The following is an 843-nucleotide window of genomic DNA, read 5'->3' on the forward strand; positions in this document are numbered from 1 at the left end:
GCCGGCGAGCCCGATCTGGATGCCGTACTCGAGCATGAGCGCCCGGGCAGCGCGCGACGGTGGCGTGCGTCGCGCAGAGGCGGTCATCACGGCGGGCCACAGCAACGACACCGCCCACGCGTAGAGGGAGCCGCCGAGGATGAGCAGCGCGGCGGCCGCTCCGGCCGCGGGACCCTCCTCGGAGAGGCCGCCCCCGACGAGCGGCAGCCCCAGCACCATGACGAGCGGCGCGAGTCGGCGTGCCGGGTTCGCGACGGCGAGCGCCACCAGGACGCAGAGGACGAAGATCGACAGGACGGCGACGACGGGCAGCGGCGCGACCAGGGAGCCGAGGAACAGCGATGCGCCGGCGACGGCGCCCACGATGACGACGAGGCGGCGCTCGCGGCGCGTGCTCCGGAGGCCGAGCGCCGCGGCGGGCAGCACGCCGACGCCGAGCGGGAGCCCGAGCGCCGGGTCGAACAGCGCCACGATCGCCGCGGGTGCCGCGTAGGCGACCCCCAGCGCGACGTTCCGCCACGACCACGCGATCGACGGGCGTTGCGAGGCCATGCCTCCCACTCTCCACCAGTCGGCGGCGAATCGTCGGCGGCACGCGATGCGGTCGACCGGGCAGGTGACCAGGTCGATGCGCGGCGGCCAGGTTGATGCGCCGCGTCCAGGTCGACGCGCCTCCCGTCCCCGCCGCACGGAGGACCGACCTCCGTCGTGCGGCGGATCCCCCGGCGTCGTCGGATGGGTAGCGTCGTGCTCGTGACCGATGACCGCCGTGACACCGCGACCCACCTCGACCCCGACGGCCACCTCGCGCCCGAGCTGACCGCGGCGCCGACCGCGGCGGGG

Annotated in this window: 1 pseudogene; it reads right to left on the reverse strand. The window is 76.0% G+C overall.

The annotated features are described in order from the left end of the window. Positions 1–552: pseudogene (locus GH736_RS23625) on the reverse strand (FUSC family protein); the annotation flags it as partial. Between the last annotated feature and the right edge of the window lie 291 nt (positions 553–843).

The organism is Agromyces humi, assembly GCF_009720255.1.
Taxonomy (GTDB): Bacteria; Actinomycetota; Actinomycetes; order Actinomycetales; family Microbacteriaceae; genus Agromyces; species Agromyces humi.